This window comes from Erysipelatoclostridium sp. MSK.7.34 (assembly GCF_019041935.1).
Lineage (GTDB): Bacteria > Bacillota_I > Bacilli_A > Erysipelotrichales > Coprobacillaceae > Thomasclavelia > Thomasclavelia ramosa.
This window is the reverse complement of record NZ_JAHPYJ010000011.1, coordinates 36,116-54,031: the sequence shown is the minus strand read 5'-3', so window position 1 is coordinate 54,031 and position 17,916 is coordinate 36,116. Positions and strand designations below refer to the sequence as shown.

At 29.7% G+C, this 17,916-nt stretch carries 14 protein-coding genes; 6 read left to right on the top strand and 8 right to left on the bottom strand.

The window, feature by feature from the left end; genetic code table 11:
* Nucleotides 1-87: 87 nt before the first annotated feature.
* Entirely contained in the window at nucleotides 88-228 is a 141-nt protein-coding gene (locus KTF99_RS09110; RefSeq protein WP_217215533.1) for a hypothetical protein, read from the bottom strand.
* Between the two features lie 78 nt (nucleotides 229-306).
* Nucleotides 307-2,007, bottom strand: coding sequence for an alpha/beta hydrolase (locus KTF99_RS09105; protein WP_254210121.1), 1,701 nt, complete (start codon nucleotides 2,005-2,007; stop codon nucleotides 307-309).
* 315 nt (nucleotides 2,008-2,322) lie between these two features.
* Between KTF99_RS09105 and KTF99_RS17130 the strand changes: the two genes are divergently transcribed.
* Entirely contained in the window at nucleotides 2,323-2,691 is a 369-nt protein-coding gene (locus KTF99_RS17130) for a DUF5684 domain-containing protein (protein WP_029481534.1), read from the top strand.
* Between the two features lie 160 nt (nucleotides 2,692-2,851).
* On the opposite strand, the gene KTF99_RS09100 is transcribed toward KTF99_RS17130, so the two are convergent.
* The 3 genes from KTF99_RS09100 to KTF99_RS09090 form a co-directional block, all read right to left on the bottom strand.
* Nucleotides 2,852-3,916, bottom strand: a complete 1,065-nt coding sequence (locus KTF99_RS09100) for a WYL domain-containing protein (protein ID WP_003534633.1) — start codon at nucleotides 3,914-3,916, stop codon at nucleotides 2,852-2,854.
* Nucleotides 3,917-4,095: 179 nt separating this feature from the next.
* Nucleotides 4,096-5,058 (bottom strand): alpha/beta hydrolase, encoded by a 963-nt coding sequence (locus KTF99_RS09095; RefSeq protein WP_008791917.1) that lies wholly within the window; start codon nucleotides 5,056-5,058, stop codon nucleotides 4,096-4,098.
* Between the two features lie 2 nt (nucleotides 5,059-5,060).
* On the bottom strand, nucleotides 5,061-5,402 hold the full coding sequence (locus KTF99_RS09090) for a phenylpyruvate tautomerase MIF-related protein (RefSeq protein ID WP_009009539.1): 342 nt from the start codon (nucleotides 5,400-5,402) through the stop codon (nucleotides 5,061-5,063).
* Nucleotides 5,403-5,700: 298 nt separating this feature from the next.
* On the opposite strand from KTF99_RS09090, the gene KTF99_RS09085 reads away from it, so the two are divergent.
* Nucleotides 5,701-5,907, top strand: coding sequence for a cold-shock protein (locus KTF99_RS09085; RefSeq protein WP_003534639.1), 207 nt, complete (start codon nucleotides 5,701-5,703; stop codon nucleotides 5,905-5,907).
* Between the two features lie 35 nt (nucleotides 5,908-5,942).
* Here KTF99_RS09085 and KTF99_RS09080 read toward each other — a convergent pair whose 3' ends face one another.
* Complete coding sequence (locus KTF99_RS09080) at nucleotides 5,943-6,719, bottom strand: Cof-type HAD-IIB family hydrolase (RefSeq protein ID WP_008791918.1); 777 nt, start codon at nucleotides 6,717-6,719, stop codon at nucleotides 5,943-5,945.
* A 56-nt stretch (nucleotides 6,720-6,775) separates the two neighbouring features.
* Entirely contained in the window at nucleotides 6,776-8,689 is a 1,914-nt protein-coding gene (locus KTF99_RS09075; RefSeq protein WP_022007997.1) for an NAD(P)/FAD-dependent oxidoreductase, read from the bottom strand.
* Between the two features lie 148 nt (nucleotides 8,690-8,837).
* Here KTF99_RS09075 and KTF99_RS09070 point away from each other — a divergent pair, with 148 nt between their 5' ends.
* The 4 genes from KTF99_RS09070 (at nucleotide 8,838) to KTF99_RS09055 (ending at nucleotide 16,880) form a co-directional block, all read left to right on the top strand.
* The gene (locus tag KTF99_RS09070) at nucleotides 8,838-9,410 is read left to right on the top strand and encodes a TetR/AcrR family transcriptional regulator (protein ID WP_003534645.1); all 573 of its coding nucleotides are present in this window, start codon (nucleotides 8,838-8,840) and stop codon (nucleotides 9,408-9,410) included.
* Between the two features lie 2 nt (nucleotides 9,411-9,412).
* Nucleotides 9,413-10,210, top strand: coding sequence for an MBL fold metallo-hydrolase (locus KTF99_RS09065; protein ID WP_029481538.1), 798 nt, complete (start codon nucleotides 9,413-9,415; stop codon nucleotides 10,208-10,210).
* Between the two features lie 84 nt (nucleotides 10,211-10,294).
* The gene (locus KTF99_RS09060; protein ID WP_195613965.1) at nucleotides 10,295-13,189 is read left to right on the top strand and encodes a PD-(D/E)XK nuclease family protein; all 2,895 of its coding nucleotides are present in this window, start codon (nucleotides 10,295-10,297) and stop codon (nucleotides 13,187-13,189) included.
* Nucleotides 13,179-16,880, top strand: a complete 3,702-nt coding sequence (locus KTF99_RS09055) for a UvrD-helicase domain-containing protein (RefSeq protein ID WP_217215531.1) — start codon at nucleotides 13,179-13,181, stop codon at nucleotides 16,878-16,880. The genes KTF99_RS09060 and KTF99_RS09055 overlap by 11 nt, the downstream gene beginning before the upstream one ends.
* A gap of 24 nt (nucleotides 16,881-16,904) precedes the next feature.
* On the opposite strand, the gene KTF99_RS09050 is transcribed toward KTF99_RS09055, so the two are convergent.
* On the bottom strand, nucleotides 16,905-17,912 hold the full coding sequence (locus tag KTF99_RS09050; RefSeq protein ID WP_003534654.1) for a nucleoid-associated protein: 1,008 nt from the start codon (nucleotides 17,910-17,912) through the stop codon (nucleotides 16,905-16,907).
* Nucleotides 17,913-17,916 lie beyond the last annotated feature (4 nt).

Here is a 17,916-nt window from a genome sequence, read left to right as displayed (position 1 = left end):
ATAGGGTTCTAAATTGCTGATAATTTTCAAAACTATATTTTTTTATAAGTCTTGAAATACTTGCCTTAGATACATTCGCCTCTCGAGCTAATTCATTAATAGAAGGGAATGTTTTTTTCCAATATACTTAAATACATTTTGAATAATATTATAATCATTACTATTAACAGCTTCGCAGTTACATCTTTGAATAAAGGTTAAGAAACTTTCTAGTATTTCCTCATCCATTTTTATCAGCTCCTTTCCCTATATTATAACATCTTGATAATATAAAAGAATATGAGTCTTCAAAATATTAGACTCATATCAATTAAAATACTTTTTCTTTATTACAACTATTGCTCCCCCACTTAACAAAATAAATAGACAATAAACTCCAAACAGCGAAGGATCATCCGTCTTAGGTGCCAGCACAGCAGTATGTGATGATTGTTTAGTTATCTGATCATTCTCTACTATATCTAGAACATTAGTATCAGCAGTAATATTAAACATTGTAGCTGCTTGTCCCTCATTGGCGATTATTACTAATATATGTTCTCCAATTGTTAATGTTGAAATAAGTTCTTTTGGTAAAATAATGGTTATTAAATCACCAGAAACAGTATACTTTGATCTATCAATTTCTTGATCATCAATTATGAGCATTTTGAATAATGACGATGGTATGTCAGTCTTTATTTTAAGTTCTTCTCCCTGTTTAATATTTTTATTAGCTCCATCTGTTATACAATATTCAATATTTTCTTGATTCCATAGGATATCTTTAGCAAATGTTGTAAAAGCTCCGCGCCACGTATTCCAGTCATGTCCCCCATTTTGTATTTCAAAAGTATAATCAATATTTTCAGCATCTAATTTAGGTAACATAAAATCTAAGATAGAGGCCTTAAAAAAAGAATTAATCAACCCAAAATCAACTGTTCCTGCCGAAAGATAGATTTTCTTTGTCTGTAATTTTGAAATAAGTTCGTCTGTAAATACTTCATCATCAATTTGAACAGCTGCTGAAATAATACCAAAATATCCAAAACTATCAGGTGCAATTTCCATTACTGTACTTGCCGCAACACCACCAGCTGACAATCCAGCATAAGCTCGATCCTTAGGATCAGTTGAAACCTTATAATTCTTTTCAATAAAAGGAATTACATTATTAACAACATCTTGAGCCAATATGACATTCGATTTAATATCAAATCCTGTCCCGCTAAAATGCGAATTATTTAATGTCACGATTATACTATCAGCTAGTTCTCCTTCAGCAATTAGATTATCAACAATATTACCTGCTGATCCTAATTGACACCATTCAGTTTCGTTGCCCCCATTACCATGTGCTAAATAAATCGTTTTATAGTTATTCCCTAAACTATAACCATTCGGTAAATAAATCCCAAGACAATTTTCAGTTCCATCATAAGCGATGTATGTATCGTATTGATAAGAACCCATATTATCATTTCTTGGATAAATATAAGATTGACCCGCTAATGCATCTGAACTATTTCCAACATAAAAATAGGACCAAGTAGCATCATGATTATTAATTTCATTCTTTTTTGAAGGATTAACAGGATCCTGCACAACTACTGCAGATCCATCACTATAAGTTACAAAATATCCATAAAAATATTCTGTTGCTGGTAATGGTAAGGTGACAGAATATAAATTTTCATCTTTTACCATATCATAGAGAATATAGTTTCCATTATAATTAAACTCAGTTCGTTCAGTATTTCCGCATCCTCCAGTAGGATACATTCCCTGCTCATATTCATAAGCCGAATACCGCCTTATTCCATCATTGCTTGCCCCGTTTTCTTGATACCAGGGAGCTTCAGAACTCTTAATAAATTGGAAGCCTCCTTGTAATTGGATATTTTCAACATTTTCCCCTAATTTTGTACTGTCAACAACAAAGGTTACTTGGTACTTTGCCTCACTAAGACCGGTTGTGTTATCAGTAATAGTTATTCCCTCATTAACAGCATGTACATTACTCATTGAGTAATACACCCAAAGATAACAATAGTGTAAAACAAATTTCTATCTGCAAAATCCATCTTTTTACTTGTCTCATATTTCTTCCTCCTAAACCAAGAATAACAAACCAACCACTTTCTGTATACGTTTACAAACGAAACTTAGTTACAGAAAATGAAACTAATATTCTTGCATAACCGCAAATCATCAGAAATTATAACTATATAAAATAAAGATCACTTCCTTATTGTAAGGAAGATACTTTCTTGTTAATATATTGATTATGTAGTTTTCAACAAGTTATTAATTCAAATTAATTCTGAAAAGGAGGTTTCAATGAACTACTTTGAGTATAGCTATTCCACTAGCAGCACTACAACTATTTTTATATTTATTTTCATCCTCTTAAATATAATTGCACGATGGCGTTTATTCACTAAAGCTAGACGTTGGAGAATCAGTGCTTTTATTCCAATTTATAGTGATATTGCATTATGTCGAATTGTAAAACTTTCACCACTTTGGCTTCTATTTCTTTTAATTCCCCTTATTAATATGTACTTTATTATCTTTTATCACATTGTTATTAGTTTTAAACTTTCTTTTGCATTTGGAAAAGGCATAATGTTCGGACTTGGCTTGTTAGTTTTCAACCCACTGTTCATTTTAATATTAGGGTTTGGGAATTGTGAATATCGTTACTAATAAAAATAGATATAGTTATCATTTGTAAACACAAAAATTAATAGAACTATCAACTTAAATAAATATCAAAATTAATTTGCATATTTTTTCAAAAAAATGTAAAGAGACTCTAAAAATAATCAACTTTTTTAAAATAAAAAAGAAATTCTACGAATTCCTTTTAACTGCGATACATCAAATACATTTGATTAATTTCTTCTTTTATCTTATCTCTTAATTCCAACGGTTTAAAAACCTCAACATGATTAGCTAATTGTAAAAAGCCACTGACTAACTTTTTATCATCAGGAACCCGTTCAATTGAAACATTTACAAATCGACGGAATTGTTCAACTGTGAATGTACATCCCTTAAATCGTTGATACAAAGCTTCAAAAATATTCTCATTTCCTAAATACACACGTAATTCAATGTTGATCAAATTATCTTTTCCAATATCAAGCGGATCATTAGATAACCAGATTCGCTCCTTAAAACACTCAGTCTTTGCTTGGATATATTTAGGGGTACGAGTTATTTTCAATTGATCAATGCGATCAATTCGATAATATGCCAATTCAAAATCTTCACTACTATTTATTAGGTAACCAACTAAATATACTTGATCATTTTTTATATCAATATTAGTTGGATATAATAAAATTGTTTTATGACTAGGCCTATCTATAACTTTGTTTTCAACAACACTATATTCCAATTCTTTAAATGATACACAAGCAAATGTATTTATAGCCTTAATAATTTGCTCTAAATACACTGTAATACAATTATCTTCATAAGTTGAATTGATATTATCTAACAAATGATAATGATTTATTTTATACAAAGAACTATCTGATAATACTTTTTCTAATAATTTTGAATCATTTTGACTTTCTAAATGTAATCCTCGACCTAATAACCTTGTCAATAAAATTAATTGAGCATCAGTATAATATGTCTTTTCAACGTACGCACCTTTTTTTTGTTTTGTTGCATAATTAATACTACCACTTTCATTGCATATAAAAGGGGTAAGCAACTCATCTTGACAATCTTTTATCAAATTATTATAAGATTTTATTGATTCAATATCTGCTTTAATCGTATTGCTAGAAATCGTCGTTCCTAACCCACCAATTCTTTTAATTAGTTCATCACGTGATAAAGCATGATCTTCGTCTGTTAATCTTTTTAATAAATATTGCGTTAGCAATATGCGAGTTCCATTACTAATATCTCCCATTCCTCAACCCTCCATACTCTATATTTTACTTTATCTTCCAAAATATGTAAAATTAGTAAATATAATAAAAACCAATTATTTGGTGTATAAAATTGTATACATAAAATTAATTTCACTATCCGGCAAAAAAGTATATGTTTATGACAAATTTATGACAATAAAAAAGACTAATTTATTAATTAGTCTTGATATTTTCTAATAAAACTATCAATTTTACTCCAATAAACTTGACCACCAATTTTTTCACATTGAGCATGTCCGGCACCCTTGATTACCAATTTTTCCTTAGGACAATTAGCACTTTGATATAATTGATTGAGCATTTTAAAAGGGACAAAACGATCCTTATCGCCATGAATAAATAATGTTGGCGTAGTTGATTTTTTCACTTGTTCGATTGCTTCAGCTTTGCCAAATGAATAACCGGCTCGAATCTGAGTCACAATATTTGCAATATCTAAAAATGGTCGACTTGGCAAATTATACATTTCTTTTAGCTGATAGGAAAACATCTCCCATGTACTAGTGAATCCACAATCTTCAATAGCAGCAATAACATTGACAGGCAATTTTTCCCCTGTTACATTCATTACTGTAGCCGCTCCCATAGATACTCCATACAGGATAATTTTAACTTTTGAATCATTATCAATTAAATATTTGATCCAGTTAATTATGTCTAAACGATCGAGCCAGCCCATTGCAATATAGTCACCTTCACTCTGCCCATGACCTCGAAGATCAGGAAGCAAAAGATTGTAACCTTGCTCATAAAAATGTTTAGCACTCGCATGCATCAATTTACCTTCAGATGTATATCCATGGACAATAATCACATAATCATGCCCGTAATTCAAAAATTGATAAGCATGCAGTTTTAATCCATCATCACTGTCTAAGAATACATCCTGATAATGAATAGTATCAAAAAAATTGCTACTATCTCCCTTCTTATTTATATCGGTTCTATCTTTATCGGGTATTTGATTATTTGTTGAGGGATTAGTAAATATCGCATCTTTATTAGCCTGTTTATTTAATGCCAAATTATATAAATAATTACCAGCATAAAATAAACTACCAATTCCAGCTGCCAACATAGTTAAACTACCAGTTAATGCAATTTTCGTCTTTTTTCCCATTACTAGAACAGTGTTCCTTGTTTACCCCAATTTGGATATTCATCAAACGAAACATAAACATCATTAATTTCAATATTTGTTGTTTCTTTGATCATTTTTACTAACTCTTCAGTAAATTTCTTTTTAGCATCAAAATCAATTGTATTATATAATTTAACCGCAATCATCATGCAAGGAATGTCATCACCGCGGAAATACATAATTTGATTATCCTCTAAATGTAACATTAAATTTTCTTCTTTTTTACCAGGTAAGATTGTAATCAGCTCCCCAGTTCTTTTAGCAATTTCATTTTCTTGCCTAAGTGTTAATTTATGATTTGTTGTAAATGAAATAAATGGCATATATTTTTCCTCCTTATTTTTATTAAGGATATTTTAACACTTTTTATAGCCAATGTTAACAAATTATTAGCTATCTTAATTTGAAGTTAATAAAATTTATTAAAGCGTTTACATAAAGGATTTGATTTCTTTTTTTGATTATGTTAAAATATAAGAGCAAAAGTAGCAATATAATTTTCAAAGTATCACAAGTATTAGAAGATTGTATTACCTTTATGTACCGCCGCAATCCGATATTTGTGATTTAGAGTTACATAGAGTATTTCCTTTTTGCACATCTTTCAAGGAGGTACCATTAATGAGTACAGGTAAAGTAAAATGGTTTAATCAAGAAAAAGGGTTTGGATTTATTACAAATGATGAAGATGGAAAAGATATCTTCGTTCATTTCTCAGCAATCAACGCTGAAGGATTCAAAACTTTAGAAGAAGGTCAAGTTGTTGAATTCGATATCAACGAATCTGATCGTGGACCACAAGCTCAAAACGTAACTGTTAAAGCTTAATAACCAGAAGAAACCCGGTTAATCGGGTTTCTTTTTTATTCAATTATTCCATAATGAAGCAGAGCTTTATAAATTCCTCCATCATAAATATCACTTGTAATATATTCACTAGCTTCTTTTGCCACATCAACACCATTTCCCATTGCAATTGGATGCCCAACTACTTTGAACATACACACATCATTAAAACCATCACCAAAAGCATAGCTATTATCACGTTCTATTTTTAAAATCGTCAATAGTTTTTTAATTCCAATTCCTTTATCATAACCAATAATTGTTGCATCAGCAGAATTATGACCAAAGTGCTCATTTAAAACTACTGTATCTTGTAAATAGGAAACAATCTTTTGGTAATGTTCTTGATCATTAAAATGAACATCAAACATGTGGGCATCGATCTCCTCTGTTTTAAAATCTTCAATAAAATATGGATGTTCGTAATCTGTTTGCATATCAGCTAACTTATTAAAATCAATTCCATGAGCATAGCCAAGATTAACGCCATTAAAATTATATCCACATTCTAATTTATCAAAACTATCCACAAAATAACTAACCTGTTTCCTAGTCAATGGTTCATCCAATAATACCTCTTCTTTATACACGATATATCGACCATTTGCACAAATAAAACCATCAACATATTTTTCAAAATGATATTTTGCGTAAATATATGGTCTACCGGTGCAAATAAAAACGTAATGCCCTAGATTTTGTAACTTTCTTAAAGCTTCTTTTGTATCTTCAGGAATAATATTTTTTACTGCTAAAGTCCCATCAATATCAAAAAAGAATATTTTTTTACTCATAATAGTTCCTCCATTACATTATTATACAATAAAAATAAAGTAGAGTTCAATGAACTCTACTCCATAACTCGAATTGCATGATATCCTTCATGAATTGCTGTTAAAATTTTTCTTGGTGCTTTTGCATCACCAATCACTGTAACATCATCATAAATTTCCCCTAAAGCATCTTCTAATTGATCATTTGGTTTAAATCCAGCTGCATTGATAATTGTATCACACACGATTGTATACTCCTGATTATCTTGGAGATATGTAACTCGATTATCTTCAATTTTAGTAACAGTTGCTTTTGTAATTTTATTAATATTATTATCTTGAAGCATTTGTCTCAACGCCTGATCATTATTTAAACAGTGGTCACAACCAAATAAAATATCTTCCTGCATTTCAATAATAGTTACCGTTTCCGCATTTTCTTTAAGATAACATGCTGCCTCACATCCTGCTAGACCCCCACCAATAATTACTATTTGTTTTCCTGCTTCTTTACGGTCAGTCAAAAATTCACTTACAAAACCTGCTTTTTCAATTCCCGGAATTGGTGGCATCATTGGTGATGACCCTGCTGATAGAATAACTTTATCGTAATCTTTTTTAGCGTCTTTGAGCGTAAACTCTGTATTTAAATAAACATTCACACCAGTTTTCAAGCATTGTCTTTCAAGATAAGTAATCAATTTCAAGACATCATGCTTAAAGGTAGGCATTCCTGCCGCCCAAAGTGTACCCCCTAATCGTTCTTCCTTTTCATATAAGTCGACTTCATATCCACGTTTTCTTGCTGTGATAGCAGCGTACATTCCACCTGGACCGCCTCCAATAACTAGTACTGATTTTTTAATTCCATCAACTTTTGGCAGTGCGAATTCTTTTTCCGCATAGCAAAGTGGATTTACAGCACAATAATAATGTTTTCCAGAAAAACCTGCTAATAAACATTCATTACAGCCAACGCATGGTGCAATATCCATTGTATTTCCCTGCTTTACTTTATTAGCCCAATGTGGATCAGCAAGCATTTGATGACCTAAAACAACATAATCCAAAACTCCTTGTGCTACTACTTCTTGTGCTTTTTTTGGATCAAATAACTTTCCTTGCCCCAATACTGGCAATGATACATTTTCTTTAATTGCTTTAACTACATCTAATTGGTGTCCTTCTTCGTTGTAAACAGTTGAAATAGCTTTATACCAAGCCTCATAACATCCTACATCAACATGTAATGCTTCAATCCCTGCACCCTCAAGAATTTTAGCCATAGCAATTCCTTCATCAATTTGTCTAAATCCCTCAACTTTATGAACCGGAGTAAATTTAACTAAAATTGGAAAATCCGGTCCTACATTTGTTCTAATCGCGGCAATACATTCAAGCGTAAAACGCATTCTATTTTCTAATGAACCGCCATATTCATCAGTACGTGTATTCCATTGTTTTGAATGAAATTGATCTAATAAATATCCGCCGTAAGCATGTAATTCCACCGCATCTGCTCCTGCCATTTTTGCTAAAGAAGCACCATATCCAACCTTTTCAACGATATATTTTATATCTTCTTTTGTAAATGGCTTACATTTCAAATCAGGAAACCAAAACGCCCCACAATCACTAGCTGAATATGGTGGTGTAAATGGATCAGTAAATTGTTGTCTTCCCAATCCTGGTGATACTTGAACACAAACTTTAGCGCCATAGTTATGACATCTTTCTACTAACATATTCAAACGCTCAACATGATGAAAATTACTAAGTTCCGTACATGGTCGAGGTTCATATTTAGTGGATACAACATTTGCACCAGTTATAATTAAGCCGGTACCTCCCTTTGCCCTTTCAGTAAAATAATTAATTGCATCGATATTATATGCCCCATCTGCTTCACCAGTTGTTCCCATCGGTCCCATCACGATCCGATTTTTTAATTTCATTTTACCGATATAACTTTTTTCAAATAATTTATTCATAATTCTCCTCCTTTACTTCGGTAATATTTATTTTACTCAAGTAAAGTATAACATAATAATCATAAATGTAAAGGGTTACATTTATGATTACATTACTTGCTTTTTTTACTAGATGATTTATACTTAATTATTAGAAATGAGGAATACGATGACAAAGATTACAAAAGATATTATTATTGAAACAGCTTACCAACTGTTTTTCAAACATGGATATAATAATGTTACAATCAACGATATTTGTAAAGAATGTAAAATCACAAAACCAACTTTTTATACCTATATAAAATCTAAAGACGATATTTTAGCACATTTTTATGATGACATTACAGAAGCAATCGTTGCTAATACGGCTAATATAATCATGGCAGAAAATTATTGGCAACAGTTATTGATCTGTTTTGAAACATTAATGGAAGAATCAATAAAACTCGGCTATGACTTAAGTAGTCAAATGTTTATTATGAATTTAAAAGAAGACCGTGGTAGTTTTGATTTTCGAGATCATTTGACCAATATCGCTATTGCAATTATAAAAAAAGGTCAAGCTACCAAACAAATTAGAAATCAAAACGATCCTGAAATACTATATCAAGCTTCAGCATATGCATTTACAGGTTATGAATTAATGTGGTGCATAAAAAAAGGTCAGTTTGACTGGAAAAAAGAATTAAGAATAGCATTAGAAAACATATATGATGTTGCACCAGAACTTCGAGGTTAAATATGAAACTATATAATACCATAAAAATTAACAATCACAGCTATTATATCAATGATGAGGATGGTGACTCTTGTTATCTAATAATAGGAAATACCCATGCTCTATTAATTGATTTAGGCCTATTTAAAGAACCACTTTTACCGACGATTAAAAATATTACTAATAAAGAATTAATTATAGTATGTACTCATGGTCACTTTGATCATATTGGCACAATCAAAGAATTTAAAGAAGAAACTATCTATTTATCTCATCGAGACCGTGATATTTATTATGATAATGCTCATATTATTAAGGAACTTTCTTTGATTGACTTCAACCAAATCAAAGATTTAAAAAATCATCAGCAAATTGAGCTTGGTAACTTTGAAATAGAAGTCCTTGCTCTTCCTGGTCACACCCCGGGATCAATGATTTTTCTAGACCGTCAAAATAAGTGTATTTACACTGGTGATGCAATTGGTTCCGGCTGTGGTGTTTGGCTACAATTATTCCATAGCCTTGATTTAAAAACGTATCATACCGCTCTCCAGCAGACTATTGACTATCTTGAAAAACAAGGAGTAGACGATACTTGGCATTTTTGGGGTGGACACAATCAACAAGAAATTCAGTCAAAAATTTCTGCATATAATAAGTTAGATTTTGTTTTAATGAAAGATCTTGAACAACTATGCCTAAAATTAATAAACAGTGAGATTACTGGTATAAAAAACTCAGCTCCAACATTTGATGACAACCAAGCCTACTACGCCAGCTATGGTAAAGCTGAGATAATTTATCAAAAAAATAGTTTATAGTGAAATTTTCGGATTTCACTTTCTTTTTTCATTCGCATTAGAGCTATTATCTATGATAAAATAATTCCATATGGAGGTTTACCAATGAAAACATTACATGGTTTAGACTATAGTTTAAAAATAAAAAATACAATTATCAATCACATTAATCAAGCTCAGAAAAATCCTTTTATAAATTATTATTTTATTGTTGACGATCCATTATATTTTGAAGAAGCTTTTTTTAAATATACTGATACACTTTTTAATATTAGAATCATTACATACAATGATTTGATCAAAAAATTATTAGAGCATTATCAACTATACTCTTATCAAGAACTATCCAAATTAGATAAAATCCTAATAACAAAACAACTTATTGAAAATTCTAATAACTTATTCAATACTAATAGTAAAATGGATTTAATCTATGAATTGATTGATATTTTCGATCTTTTCTTTCTTGAAAGTTTTAGTAATTCAGAGTTAGAGCAGCTGCCCCCCCTAGCGAAACAAAAAATTGCAACAATTATCGGACTCTACCAGCAGCTAACTACTTCATTACCTAATAATACATGTTACAAATATGAAGAACTATTATTTGAACAAATTGATAATTCTAATGTTGAAGATCATTATATTTTTATTAGTGAACAAATTTTCAAACAACGTCGCTTTGAACTAATAAAAAAAATATCACTTTATAATGATGTAACAATTTTGGTTAATAATAGTAGCGATTCACGTGATTTGAATAAACCTTTTAATAAATATCATGGTGATCAAAAAAACGTCTTTGAAAATGATAATCCTTATTTGAGCCATCTCAATAAATACTTATTTTCATTACGATCACCAAAGTATGAAAATCATACACCACTACATACAATTATTCAGACTACACCAAAAGCTCAAATTGAAAGTGTAGTATTAAATATTTATCAAGATATTGTAGATAATCACACGCACTATCACGATTATGCTATCTATTACCCCAACCAAGAATATTTAACCTTATTAGTTGATACTCTAAATAATTTTAAGATTCCCCATAATATTAAAAAAAGCTTAATATTCAAAGAATTGGATGCTTGTTTATTATGGATTAGATACTGTTTAAATCATGATAATAATGATCTTTTAGATTTATTGGATACTAAAGTTTTAAGTCGATATAATGACTTTGACTATCTTGATTTGATTAAGAAAAATTATCTTGAAAAAGGTTATATTGAAGATCCCTTTAGCACCCTATATAACTTTGAAAAAGCGCAATCACTAGATGATTATTCATCAGTAATGATTAATTTTATTAATCAAGAAATGCTTTTTTCACAAAATCAGACAATGCTAATAAACTTCTTCACTAATTTAACAAGTCCCCAGTCCTTTACACTTGCCGACTTTTATAGTTTAGTAAACCAATTAAAACCGTCTTTAAAAGAAGATATCAAACCATGTAATGATCATTTATATTTATTAAATTATCAACAATGTTACAGCGGTATCTTAGAATGCAAAAAAATCTATTTGGTTGGTGTCAATGAAACTGTTGTTCCAAAACAAAATAAAGATACTGGAATATTACTAGATCAAGACTATCAAATTCTACAATTACCTGATTTAAATCATCAAATTAGTGTTGATCAAAATAATATTCTAAAAGTCTTAAACAGCCAAACTGAATTTACAGCAATATGTTTTAGTAATGGAACAATTGATGGTCAACCGCTATTAAAATCTTCTTTGTATAACCAATTAAAACAAATGTTTAAAATTTCAAATATTGATATAAATAATGACTATTATCACTATAGCCTGAAAACCAATTTATATCTACATGGTGGTAAGGATATTGAATTATCATCACTAAATACAATGATTAAGCACTATATACAAACTAATAACCAACCAGATAAATTAACTGTTCCACTATTTTCGAATCATCTCTCAGCAAGTAAGCTGGAAACTTACAATGGTTGCCCATACAAATATTTTAATCAATATGGATTAAAATTATACCCTTTTAAACAACCGCTTTTTCAAATAAATGAAATTGGTACGATCATCCATTACGTACTTGAAAAAACTCAAGCCCTCTTTACTGACAATATTACTGCTAGTAAAGCTGAAGTCGATGATTTAGAAACAGTTATTAACCAGCATGTCGAGCAATATTTAAATGAACATGGTTTAACTGAGCGCTTAAATTACGGTACTAATAACTATATTATTAAAACGGTCAAACATGATCTAGTTAATACTGTAATCGTTCTTATCAACCAAATGAAAGCATCTGATTTTTATATTGTTGGTAGTGAAGTTGATATCTATCGGAATTATCCTGATTTTAAATTTAGCGGTATAGTTGATCGAGTAGATCAATATAATCAATATTTAAAGATTATTGATTATAAGTCAAGTAACAAAGACCTTGACCTTTCTTTGGCAATTCAAGGTTTTAATATTCAAATGCTCTTATATTTAGATACTTTAACAAAACAAAAAAAACTTGATAAAGGTGCTTTGTTATACTTTAATACTAAAAAAAGAATCCTTACTAGTTCTTTAAAAATCAATGAATCTGAACTTAGTGAAAACTTTTTCAAATTATATCGAATGAATGGTTATGTTAATAGTGAAGTAGTCGAAGAAGTTGATAACAATATTGATAAAGATTCAGCAATCATTAAAGCAAAATTTGTTAAAAAGGATGACTGTTACAAAGGAAATATTTTAAGTAGTTTCTCTTTTGAACGTTTAATTGATTATGTTAGTCAACATATCGAAAATTTATATCATGAATTAGCAAACGGAAATATTGGAATTAATCCTAAAGGTAGTGATGATGCTACAGTCTTCACTAAAGTTAATCCATGTACTTACTGTAACTATCGTAGTCTATGTAATTTCGATGTCTTCTATAATGAATATACTTTAGTTGACAGTAATAATTTAGAACACTTGCTTGAGGAGGATAATAGCGATGCCAATTAATTCTTTAAATGATGGTCAGTATGAAGCTGTCGTAACCCGCGGATGTTCCATTCTTGTTTCAGCTCCAGCTGGTTCAGGGAAAACTAAAATTCTTGTTAATCGAATCATGGCTTTAATTGAAGATGATGGTTATAATGTCGATCAACTGCTTGTCTTAACCTTTACTAATGCAGCCGCTCTTGAAATGAAACAACGTCTTCAAGTTGCATTAGATGAACGTCTTCAAGAAGATATCAATAAGCCATTGGAACAACATTTATTAAAGCAAAAGCAATTATTACCCAAAGCTTATATTACTAATTTCCATGGTTTTTGCAGTACTCTTTTGAAACAATATGGATATTTGATCAACCTTAATAGTAAATTTGATATTTGCACTGATCCTTCACTCAACAAACACCAAATTCTCGATAACTGTATTGAAACATGGGCAGAAGATCAAACATTTATTGATTTTATCAGTACTTATTTTCCAGAATACTATTTTAACAGCTTTAAGAACGCTATTTTCAAATTTGAAAATTTAAGCAATACTATTTATGACTTTGATAATTATATTGATACAGTCAAAAAAGATATTTATTATCACATTATTAACAACGATGATGATGCTATAAACAATTGGCCTATCAGTAATAAAATTATCGAACTATTACATCAACAAGCTACTATGGGATTGAATAAGGTTTATGAATTAGCTAGTTATGCCAGTTCCCATAATTTGTCTTTTTACTATCAAAATCCCTTTGGTGATAAGCCTAAGAAAGCAGATTTACCAAGCCCATATGATTGTCATTTAAAATATTACTTCGATGTCATCAAGGCAATAGAAAGTAAAAACATGACGAATATCATTACCGCTAGTAAAGCTAGTTTGATGAAAAGTTATGATAGTAGAGGTTTATTTAATGAGGATAATGAACTTTATAAAAAAGAATATAATCGTCTTAAAAATAATATCATCAAATTTTATCGCGATAAATTTAATGATATCGTATACGATGATTTTGATGAGTTTAAATTAACTTTATCAACCTCTTTAGAGCCTTTAGAAAAATTAATTACTTATTTAAAACAGTTTAAACAGGCCTACCAAGATTATAAGCTAGCTCATAATCTTTTAGATTTCAATGATCTTGAAGCTAATGCATTAGAATTACTAGAACCCAAATACGGAATTGTTACACTTCTATACCAACAATTAAAAGAGATCATGATCGATGAATACCAAGATACTAATCAGATTCAAGAAACTCTAATTAATAAAATTGCAGATCTTCATGAACCCAAGATCAATCGCTTTATGGTTGGAGATATGAAACAATCGATTTATCGTTTTAGAGAGGCTGACCCGGAAATTTTTAATGAGAAATATCTTACTTTTAATCTACTACCTAAAACTAAACGTATTGACTTAAAATTTAATTACCGATCAAATAAAATTGTCCTTGACAGTGTCAATTATATTTTTAATCAAATCATGGATAAGGATATTGGCGGTCTTGATTATTACTTAGATGAAAGTGCCAAATTGAATTATGATTTTTTACGTAAAGAAGGTGCAAAAGAATTAGAAGATTTGCCAGAAGTCACCGCCAAAGCATCACAACGTCTTGATGAAGAAGCACGCTTTACTAGCGAAGTCATCCTATCATATCAAACTGGTACTATAAGCAATGATGCTGAATTAGAAGCAAAAATTGTTGCTAAAAAAATTCAGGATATGATTGGTCACTTAGAATTAGATAATTTTAACGGCACAAAAAGACTGGCAGATTATAAAGATATTGTTGTTTTAATGCGTAGTACTCGCAGCTTTATAGCTTTTAAAAAGATATTTAATAAATTTAATATTCCTAGTCATATTGTTTTATCTCAAGGTTTTTTACAAGCTCCAGAAATAATTAATCTCGTTAATGTTTTAAAAGCTTTTAATAATCGCCTTGATGACATCGCCTTTACAAGTTTACTAAAGGGCAATTATGTAATAAGTCATTTTAGTGAGAATTTTTTAGCGCAAATTAAAATTGATGAAACTATCTCAATGTTTGATAATTGTATTAATTATCTTGAAAAAAAATTAGATAATTATGAAGCTTTAGAAACATTTATAAATTATTATCAAGATATGCGAAACTATTTTAATAGTCATTCTATTAAAGAAAGTTTGATGAAATTCCTTGAGGATAGTAATTATTTACCTTTCTTAGCTTCATTAGTCAATGGTCCTCAACGAGTTGCAAATATTGAATTAATGATTCAAAAGTTAGATGAAATGCATGATGATTCTTTAAATACAATAACTACTAAATTTGATGATATGATCAATAATGGAGTCAATCTCTCTCCCGCAATGGTTTCAAGTAATGATGATAATGTTGTTTCTTTTATGACTATCCATAAATCTAAAGGATTGGAGTTTCCAATTGTTTTTGTTTCTAATATGCAAAATAAATTTAATCAGCAAGATGCCCGAGAACGAATCATTAGTGATAAAAAATTAGGAATTGCGATCAAACCGCGAGTAAAATGTGATTTAGAACCCTATCAAGACGTTATTGTTGAATACGAAAATAAATATCGAAAAGTAATTGCAACAGCACAGACTAGTGAAGCAATCAACGAAGAAATGCGAATTTTTTATGTTGCATTGACTAGAGCTTCACAAAAACTAATTATGACTGGCTTAATTAAGGAACCCCAAGATCTTATCAAATGGCAAAAATATGTAATTAATAATAGTGAAGATTCAATGATAAATCCACGTTGTAAAGATAAAGTAATTCTTTATCATAATGCACGTAAGCAAAATAGCTATTTAGATTGGTTAGGAATTTCTTTAATGAGTCACAGTAATATTATTAATCAAGGTCTAAAAAAAGAACTCCTAGACCATGATCAAACAGATGATCTTGTTAATGAAATAAAACAAAATTTTCAAACTATTTTGATTCATCAAAATAAGCATTTAATTCAAGAAAATACTAAACATAGTAAATTTTCTATCAAGATTCTTAGTCATCATGATGTTGAAGAACAAATTATCGTTTCAAATAAAAGTGATACTATTCTTGACTTAAGCAGCTATCATCGATATAGTAATTTTGAATATCCATACCCAACTAACCTAGAAAAATCCATTGCTGTAACTCGTAAAATTGAAGATGGCGATAGAAGTTTTAAGGATATAAGTTATGAGCTTGATGATTCCCCAGTTGATGCTGGAACACGTGGAACAATTATTCATAGTGTGCTTGAACATCTTGATATTGACGTTCATTTAGATTTATCAGATAACTTAAATAAACTCAAACAAGCAAACCTTTATGACAATGAAGCCTGGCAATTAATTGATAAATATCAACAACATCTTGAAAACTTTATTACTAGCCCAGTTTATCAGTTAATGGTTAATGCTGACTATCTTTATCGTGAAAAAGAATTTTCTATGCTTGAAAACGGACAAATTATTCATGGAATTTTTGATGTTGTCTGTATTAAAGATAATCAAATAACAATTATCGATTATAAGACTGATAATTTGAATAAAAACACTAGTAAAGAAATACTGATTTCTTTACATAAGCCGCAAATGGATTATTACAAAAAAATATTAGCTCGTGTTTTCCCACAAGCTAATATCCAGGCAATCGTTTATTATCTATATATTAATAAATATGTAACTATTTAAAAATGGGTTATCCGTAACCCATTTTTATTTCACAACAATATCTTTAATATTCTTTAAGATGATTCGCGTCATACCGCCCTCATCCATTTCCTTGACGATATCTACACCTTCAAGATAATCCTCAACATTTAATTCAATAATTCGATCATCATCTAAAACTAATTTACAACGTGACATCCGATCTAGCGATACTGGCACGTTGACAATTTCATCATCTTCTTCAATTCCCAGATCGCGCATAATTAATTCAACCTCTTCAGTTGCATTATAGTCGTTTCCCATAACTTTTTTAGCCAATTCCATCGGTTTTACCGGACGATGATCCATTACTAAATCAACAAGTTCTTTTTTTACTAATGGTAGGGGATCCCCTTCAACAACATTATATTCACTGTCAACTTTCTTTACAACTTTATTAACAATACTCATTTTTTGTTTATCTGTTAATTTTGGTTCACCTTTAATATATTGTTCATTCAAGTAATATCCTGGTTTCCCATCAATCATATAACGTTTTTCAATAATCGACAAAATATTATCTTCAACATTGATAATAATTGCTTCTTCAACAGCTGTTGTTTTATTTGGTAAAATTTGTTGATTAATAAATCTAATACTACGTATACCATCATTTTCTTCAATTAAACTCATTGGCATAGTTTTATAGTTTAACTTAATAATTAAAACAAATTTCTTACCATCTACTTTTAATTCTACAAACATTAAATTAGCATTTGGCATTTCTTCAATTTTTGTACATAAATCAAATAAATCTTGCGTTATTTTAATCGATTCTTCTTTAAACGCCTCATTACTTTCAATCATTTTTTTACCAGCTTGTAATAAGTGATGCTCACTACCGGTTACCAATTCTTTAATCCCAGAATTTTCTAAACATTTTTCAATTTTTTTATCATAATACTCAGTTGTTCCTTCAGTTAAATTAATAAATGTATCTGAGTAAATAATTTTACTATGTTCCAAATCCAACATATGAATCAAAATCTTATCAATTATAATTGTATTATTCATTCTT

What these genes read in the sequence shown, in the direction of transcription:
- KTF99_RS09070 (WP_003534645.1), top strand. Translation starts at nt 8,838, where the DNA reads ATGACAAAGATTACAAAAGATATTATTATTGAAACAGCTTACCAACTG.
- KTF99_RS09055 (WP_217215531.1), top strand. Translation starts at nt 13,179, where the DNA reads ATGCCAATTAATTCTTTAAATGATGGTCAGTATGAAGCTGTCGTAACC.
- KTF99_RS09100 (WP_003534633.1), bottom strand. Translation starts at nt 3,916, where the DNA reads ATGGGAGATATTAGTAATGGAACTCGCATATTGCTAACGCAATATTTA.
- KTF99_RS09065 (WP_029481538.1), top strand. Translation starts at nt 9,413, where the DNA reads ATGAAACTATATAATACCATAAAAATTAACAATCACAGCTATTATATC.
- KTF99_RS09095 (WP_008791917.1), bottom strand. Translation starts at nt 5,058, where the DNA reads ATGGGAAAAAAGACGAAAATTGCATTAACTGGTAGTTTAACTATGTTG.
- KTF99_RS09080 (WP_008791918.1), bottom strand. Translation starts at nt 6,719, where the DNA reads ATGAGTAAAAAAATATTCTTTTTTGATATTGATGGGACTTTAGCAGTA.
- KTF99_RS09050 (WP_003534654.1), bottom strand. Translation starts at nt 17,912, where the DNA reads ATGAATAATACAATTATAATTGATAAGATTTTGATTCATATGTTGGAT.
- KTF99_RS09085 (WP_003534639.1), top strand. Translation starts at nt 5,701, where the DNA reads ATGAGTACAGGTAAAGTAAAATGGTTTAATCAAGAAAAAGGGTTTGGA.
- KTF99_RS09105 (WP_254210121.1), bottom strand. Translation starts at nt 2,007, where the DNA reads ATGAGTAATGTACATGCTGTTAATGAGGGAATAACTATTACTGATAAC.
- KTF99_RS09060 (WP_195613965.1), top strand. Translation starts at nt 10,295, where the DNA reads ATGAAAACATTACATGGTTTAGACTATAGTTTAAAAATAAAAAATACA.
- KTF99_RS09090 (WP_009009539.1), bottom strand. Translation starts at nt 5,402, where the DNA reads ATGCCATTTATTTCATTTACAACAAATCATAAATTAACACTTAGGCAA.
- KTF99_RS17130 (WP_029481534.1), top strand. Translation starts at nt 2,323, where the DNA reads ATGAACTACTTTGAGTATAGCTATTCCACTAGCAGCACTACAACTATT.
- KTF99_RS09110 (WP_217215533.1), bottom strand. Translation starts at nt 228, where the DNA reads ATGGATGAGGAAATACTAGAAAGTTTCTTAACCTTTATTCAAAGATGT.
- KTF99_RS09075 (WP_022007997.1), bottom strand. Translation starts at nt 8,689, where the DNA reads ATGAATAAATTATTTGAAAAAAGTTATATCGGTAAAATGAAATTAAAA.